At 68.3% G+C, this 6,006-nt stretch carries 6 protein-coding genes; 3 read left to right on the top strand and 3 right to left on the bottom strand.

Annotated elements, in window-relative coordinates; all coding sequences use genetic code 11:
• The first annotated feature begins 29 nt into the window (after positions 1–29).
• Both D7T59_RS12325 and D7T59_RS12320 read left to right on the top strand, forming a co-directional pair.
• Positions 30–1,502: a M23 family metallopeptidase gene (locus tag D7T59_RS12325; protein ID WP_180852481.1), complete on the top strand. Its 1,473-nt coding sequence runs from the start codon at positions 30–32 to the stop codon at positions 1,500–1,502.
• Between the two features lie 65 nt (positions 1,503–1,567).
• Positions 1,568–2,695: an anhydro-N-acetylmuramic acid kinase gene (locus D7T59_RS12320; protein WP_180852482.1), complete on the top strand. Its 1,128-nt coding sequence runs from the start codon at positions 1,568–1,570 to the stop codon at positions 2,693–2,695.
• A gap of 76 nt (positions 2,696–2,771) precedes the next feature.
• Here D7T59_RS12320 and D7T59_RS12315 read toward each other — a convergent pair whose 3' ends face one another.
• The 3 genes from D7T59_RS12315 to D7T59_RS12305 all read right to left on the bottom strand — a co-directional run bounded on the left by D7T59_RS12315 (position 2,772) and on the right by D7T59_RS12305 (position 5,181).
• Complete coding sequence (locus D7T59_RS12315; protein WP_005407775.1) at positions 2,772–3,002, bottom strand: hypothetical protein; 231 nt, start codon at positions 3,000–3,002, stop codon at positions 2,772–2,774.
• Between the two features lie 77 nt (positions 3,003–3,079).
• The gene (locus D7T59_RS12310; protein ID WP_180852483.1) at positions 3,080–4,384 is read right to left on the bottom strand and encodes an AmpG family muropeptide MFS transporter; all 1,305 of its coding nucleotides are present in this window, start codon (positions 4,382–4,384) and stop codon (positions 3,080–3,082) included.
• Positions 4,381–5,181 (bottom strand): exodeoxyribonuclease III, encoded by an 801-nt coding sequence (locus tag D7T59_RS12305; protein ID WP_180852484.1) that lies wholly within the window; start codon positions 5,179–5,181, stop codon positions 4,381–4,383. The genes D7T59_RS12310 and D7T59_RS12305 overlap by 4 nt, the downstream gene beginning before the upstream one ends.
• 162 nt (positions 5,182–5,343) lie before the next feature.
• Here D7T59_RS12305 and pyrE point away from each other — a divergent pair, with 162 nt between their 5' ends.
• The gene (pyrE, locus tag D7T59_RS12300; RefSeq protein WP_005407772.1) at positions 5,344–6,003 is read left to right on the top strand and encodes an orotate phosphoribosyltransferase; all 660 of its coding nucleotides are present in this window, start codon (positions 5,344–5,346) and stop codon (positions 6,001–6,003) included.
• Positions 6,004–6,006: the final 3 nt, after the last annotated feature.

The raw sequence follows: 6,006 nt of genomic DNA, 5'->3' as shown, positions 1-6,006 counted from the left end.
GCTCCCGGGCTGCCAGGAAAAAACCGCCGATGCACAATTCCGAACAAGGGCGCGCACGCAAGCAGCGCTTCCAGGAACGCCTCCACGTCCTGCACGACAACGCCCTGCATCGGAAGCTCAGGCAACATCTTCCCGCCGCCTTCAACGAGCGCTGGACCCGGCGCCATTGGATGCATGCCAGCCTGTTCGCGACCATCGGCGCCCTGGTGGCAACGATCGTCCCGGGCTTCTCGCACACCATCGACGCCCCCTTTGCCGACAGCCATACCAGCCTGGCGCTGCCGTTGCCGCCGCTGACCATGGCCCGCCAGCAGCAGGTACCCGGTGACAGCTGGCAGGTGCTGCGCGTGGAACGCGGCCAGACCCTGAGCGATCTGTTCGACAAGGCCGGTATCCCGGCCACCACCCTGCACCGGGTACTGGACCACCCGGGCGCGCGCGAGGCGCTGACCAAGCTGCGCCCGGGTGCGGAGATCGCCTTCGACATGCCGTTGTCCGGCGACCTGCGCAGCATCCGCTTCGACCGCGATGCCGACAACCGGGTGGAGCTGAGCCTGGCCGGCGATGACATCAAGGAGAAGGTGACCAAGCGCGAGACCTCCACGCGCACCGTGGTCACCAGCGGCGAGATCACCAGCTCGCTGTATGCGGCGGCCCGACGTGCCGGGCTGTCGCCGTCGGCGATCGCGACGATGACCGACGACATCTTCAAGTACGACATCGACTTCTCGAAGGACCTGCAGCCGGGCGACCGCTTCAGCGTGGTGATGGATGAGACCTGGCGCGAAGGCGAAAAGGTGGACACCAGCAAGATCCTGGCGGCGACCTTCACCACCGGTGGCAAGACCTATTCCGGCTTCCGCTTCGACCGCAACGGCAAGTCCGAGTACTACGACATCAACGGCCGTTCGCTGAAGAAGAGCTTCATCCGCATGCCGATCCCGTTCGCGCGGCTGAGCTCGACCTTCGGTGCGCGCAAGCACCCGGTGCTGGGCAAGATGCGCATGCACAAGGGCGTGGACTACGCTGCGCGCACCGGCACCCCGATCATGGCCGCCGGCGACGCCCGCGTACAGTTCGCCGGCGTGCAGCGTGGTTACGGCAACGTGGTGATCCTCGACCACGGCCGCGGCCACACCACCCTGTACGGGCACATGTCGCGCTTTGCGAACATCAGGACCGGCCAGCGCGTGGCCCAGGGCACGGTGATCGGCTATGTCGGCTCGACCGGCCTGGCCACCGGCCCGCATCTGCACTACGAATTCCGCGTCAACGGCGAGCACCGCAACCCGCTGACCGTGACCATGCCGCCGCCGGAGCCGCTGAAGGGCGCCGAGCTGGTCGCCTTCCGCGCGCAGACCGCGCCGGCGATGGCCCGCATCCAGGGCATGGAAAAGCTGATCTACGCCGATGCCAGCCCGGCACCGACCAGCCGCGACGAGGCCTCCCCCGAGGTGGCCAGCGCCAAGGACAAGAGCAGCACCGGCCGCAAGCGCGGCTGAGCCCCTGCGTTGACGAAGAAGGACGCGGCAGCACAAGCTTGCCGCGTCCTTTTTTTATGCCTGCCATGAACACGACTGCCGACGCTGACGCCCCCCTGTACCTTGGCCTGATGTCGGGCACCAGCGCCGACGGCATCGATGCCGCGCTGGTGCAGTTCCCCGCTGGTGGTGGCTGCCGCTTCGTGCACGGCCTGACCGCCCGCTGGGAGCCGGTGCTGCGTGCGCGGCTGGTGGCGCTGGGCGAAGGTGGCCCGCTGGATTCGCTGGAGGAGTTGGGGGAGCTGGACGCCCGGATCGCGATCAACTTCGCCGAAGCCGCCAATCAGCTGCTGGCCGAGGCGGGCGTGGACCGCAGCCAGGTGCGCGCGATCGGCTCGCACGGCCAGACCGTGCGCCATCGCCCGCTGGCCGACCCCGCCTTCACCGTGCAGCTGGGCGATGGCAACCGCATTGCCGAGTTGAGCGGAATCACCACGGTGTCCGACTTCCGCCGCCGCGACGTGGCGGCCGGGGGCCATGGTGCGCCACTGATGCCGGCCTTCCACCTGGCCATGCTGGGCACGGCCGACGAAGACCGCGCGGTGCTCAACCTGGGCGGCATCGCCAACCTGACCCTGATTCCGCGCGAAGGTAAGGTGCGTGGCTTCGATACCGGCCCGGCCAATGCGCTGATGGATGCCTGGTGCCAGCGCCACACCGGCCGCACCTTCGATGCCGACGGCGCGTACGCCGCCAGTGGCGCGCTGGACGAGAGCCTGCTGGCCGGCTGGCGTTCGGACCCGTGGTTCGCGCTGCCACCGCCGAAGAGCACCGGCCGTGAGCAGTTCCACCTGGCCTGGGCCGAAGCGCACATGGCCGAAGGCGAGTATGCCGCCGCCGACGTGCAGGCGACCCTGCTGGAGCTGACCGTGGCAACGGTGGCCGATGCGCTGCTGGCGCACCAGCCGCAGACCCGGCGCCTGCTGGTCTGTGGTGGCGGCGTGCGCAACCGGCAGCTGCTGAAGCGCCTGGCGGCGCGGCTGCCGGACGTGCAGGTGGAGTCCAGTGCGGTGCACGGGCTGGACCCGGAGTACGTGGAGGCGATGGGCTTTGCGTGGCTGGCGCAGCGGACGATGGACGGGCTGGCCGGCAACCTGCCGAGCGTGACCGGCGCCCAGGGCCCGCGGATCCTGGGGGCGATCCACCTGGCGTGAGGTGCGTCATCGGCGCATGTGTGGACTACTGGGCAGCCGAGCGTGGGCTCGGCTCTACCGCATGGCGGCGCGGGCGTTAATCGAAGCCCTGCCCTGCGGGCAAGGCCTGCAGGGCGGCGATGGCATCGGACAGGGCATCCACTTCCGGATCGCCGAAACCGGAGCGGACTTCCAGCTCACTGCTGAACAGGCCCTGCTCCAGCAAGGCGGCGCAGGTCTGTTCGTGGGTCCAGCCGCGGGCGACCGCGACGCGTTTGATACGTTCCAGCAGCAGCGGGTCCAGGTCCCGCAGCACAACGTCGGCCATGCTCACTTCCCCGTTCGCAAGGCACCGCCCCCTCGGCGCGTCCGGGCGATGATCCCGCAGACCGGGCGGGCAGGCAATCAGGCAACTGGCGGCGGCCCGCGGTCGGTGATCCGCGGCCACAACCATGCCAGCAGCAGCAGGGTCGGCACCACGGTGACCGAGCTGAGGATGAAGAACGTGCTGTAGGACGTGGCTTCGACAATGTAGCCGGAGACACCGCCGACAAACTTGCCGGGCAGGTTGGCCAGCGAGACCAGCAGCGCGTACTGGGTAGCGGTGAAGTTGCGGTCGGTCAGCGAGGACATGAAGGCCACCAGCACGGTGCCGGCGAAGCCCTGGAACAGGTTGTCGGCACTGAGCGCGGCGTAGAACGCCCACAGCTTGCCCGGGTTGTGCGCCATCAGCAGGAAGGCCAGGTTGGACAGCGCGACGCCGAGCGCGGCGAGCAGCAGCATGCGACGAAAGCCGAAGGCCGCCACCGCGATGCCGCCAAGGAACGCGCCGCCGATGCCCATCCACACACCGAACAGCTTGGACACCGTGGCGATGTCGGCCTTGTCGAAGCCCGAGTCGAGATAGAAGGGACCGGCCATCACCCCGATGACCTGGTCGGGGAACTTGAACAACCCGACGAAAGCCAGCAGCACCAGGGCCAGCGCCACGCCGTTGCGGCTGAAGAAGCTGGTGATCGGCTGCACGAACGCTTCGGCCACGTCGATGCGCCGCTGCACGGTGGTGGCCGGACGTTCCGGTTCGGCGCACAGCAGGGTGGTAATGATCGGCAGCAGCATCAGCGCGGCCATCGCCAGGTAGGCAATGATCCAGCCTTCGAACTGGGCCAGGTACAGCGCCCCAGCCCCGGCCAGGATCAGGCCGATCCGATAGCCCAGCGTATAGGTGGCGGCCAGTGCGGCCTGTGCGGTCTGCGGGGCGATCTCGATACGGTAGGCATCGACCGCCGAATCCTGGGTGGCGCCGGCAAACGAGGCCACCAGCACCCACGCCACCAGCGGCCACACCCCCTGCTCGGGGCGTACGAATGCCAACGCCACCAGGCCGACCAGCACCATCACCTGCGATACCAGCAGCCACGAGCGCCGGCGTCCCAGCCCGCCGAGCAGCGGGAAGGCGTAGCGGTCCAGCAGCGGCGCCCACAGGAACTTGAGCAGGTAGAAGAAGCTGGCCAGGCTGATCAGGCCGATGCTGCCCAGGTCCAGGCCGACATCACGCAGGCGGGTGGACAGGGTCTGCGAGGCAATCAGCAGGAACGGCAGGCCGCTGCCGAAGCCGAGCATGGCCATGGTCAGTGCCGAGGGCGTACCGAAGGCGCGCTTGATGCCGGCCCAGCCCTTGTAGCTGGCCGGCGTGGCCGCCTCGGTCACAGGTCGTAGTCCACGGTGAACGGGGCGTGGTCGGAGAAGCGCTCGTCGCGGTAGATCGAGCAGCTGCGCAGGCGGTCACGCAGGCCCGGGGTGATGAACTGGTAGTCGATGCGCCAACCGACGTTGTTGGCACGGGCGGCGCCACGGTTGCTCCACCAGGTGTAGTCCTCGCCGGTGGGGTTGAGCAGGCGGTAGGCATCGGCCCAGCCGCGGCCGGCGGCGACATCGGTGGTCTGGCCGTGGTCGGCGCAGAGGGCGTTGAGCCAGTCGCGCTCCTCCGGCAGGCAGCCGGAATTCTTCTGGTTGGACTTCCAGTTCTTGATGTCCAGCGCCGAACGCACGATGTTCCAGTCGCCGCACAGCACGTAGTCGCGGCCGCTGCGCGCCCACTCCTCCAGGATCGGCCGCAGCCATTCCATCACTTCGAACTTGAAGCCCTGGCGCAGGTCGCCCGAGCTGCCGGACGGGATATAGAAGGAGACCACGCTGAGGTTGCCGTAGCGTGCCTCGATGTAGCGGCCTTCGTCGTCGAACGGGGCCCAGCCCAGCGAGGTGATGACCTGGTCCGGCTCGCGCTTGCTGTAGATCGCCACGCCGCTGTAGCCCTTCTTGGTGATGGCGTCGCGGTAGAAGCAGTGGTGGCCGTCGGGGCGGAACATCGGGTCGGTCAGCTGGTCTTCCTGTGCCTTGGTTTCCTGGATGCACAGGACATCGGCATCCTGGGCACGGAACCAGTCGAGGAAGCCCTTGGTCGCGGCGGAACGGATGCCATTGGCGTTGAAACTGATGATGCGCATGCGGAAGACCTACGGCGGGAAACCGGGCAAGCATACCGGTTGCCCGCGGGGCTGCGCAGTCCGCCGGGTGGGCCCGCGAACGCCTTCACACGGGGCCGGACGAGCGCGAAACGCCCAGCTGGATTAGGATTTGTGCTCCAAATGAAGATGAATCGAGTTTTGATGAGCGACCACCGCCACCGTTTCCTGCAGCTGGCCCTGACCGCCGACGCCCTGCGCTTCGGCCAGTTCACCCTCAAGTCCGGCCGGCTGAGCCCCTATTTCTTCAACGCCGGCCGCTTCGACTCCGGCTCGCTGCTGTCCCAGCTTGGCGCCTGCTACGCCGATGCCATCGATGCCAGCGGGATCAAGTACGACGTGGTGTTCGGCCCGGCCTACAAGGGCATCCCGCTGGCCACCGCGATGGCCTGTGAGCTGGCCCAGCGCGGCCGCGACCTGCCGCTGTCGTTCAACCGCAAGGAAGCCAAGGACCACGGCGAAGGCGGCCAGCTGATCGGCGCCGACATGCAGGGCAAGCGCGTGCTGATCGTCGACGACGTGATCACCGCCGGTACTGCGATCCGCGAAGCGCTGGGCATCATCCGCGCCGCCGGTGGCACCCCGGCCGGCATCGTGGTGGCGCTGGACCGCCAGGAGATCGCTTCGGAGACCGACCGCCGTTCGGCGGCGCAGTCGGTGGCCGAGGAAGCCGGTATCCCGGTGATCGCCGTGGCGTCGCTGGCCGACCTGCTTGATTTCGCCTCCGGCAACCCGGAACTTGTGGGTTACCGGCAGCCGCTGGAAGCCTACCGGGCCCAGTACGGCGTTCGTTCGATCCGCTGACCG

Source organism: Stenotrophomonas maltophilia (genome assembly GCF_013464915.1).
In the GTDB taxonomy this organism is placed as follows: Bacteria; Pseudomonadota; Gammaproteobacteria; order Xanthomonadales; family Xanthomonadaceae; genus Stenotrophomonas; species Stenotrophomonas maltophilia_AT.
The sequence above is the reverse complement of the archived record's forward strand: the minus strand, read 5'-3'. Positions and strand labels throughout refer to the sequence as shown.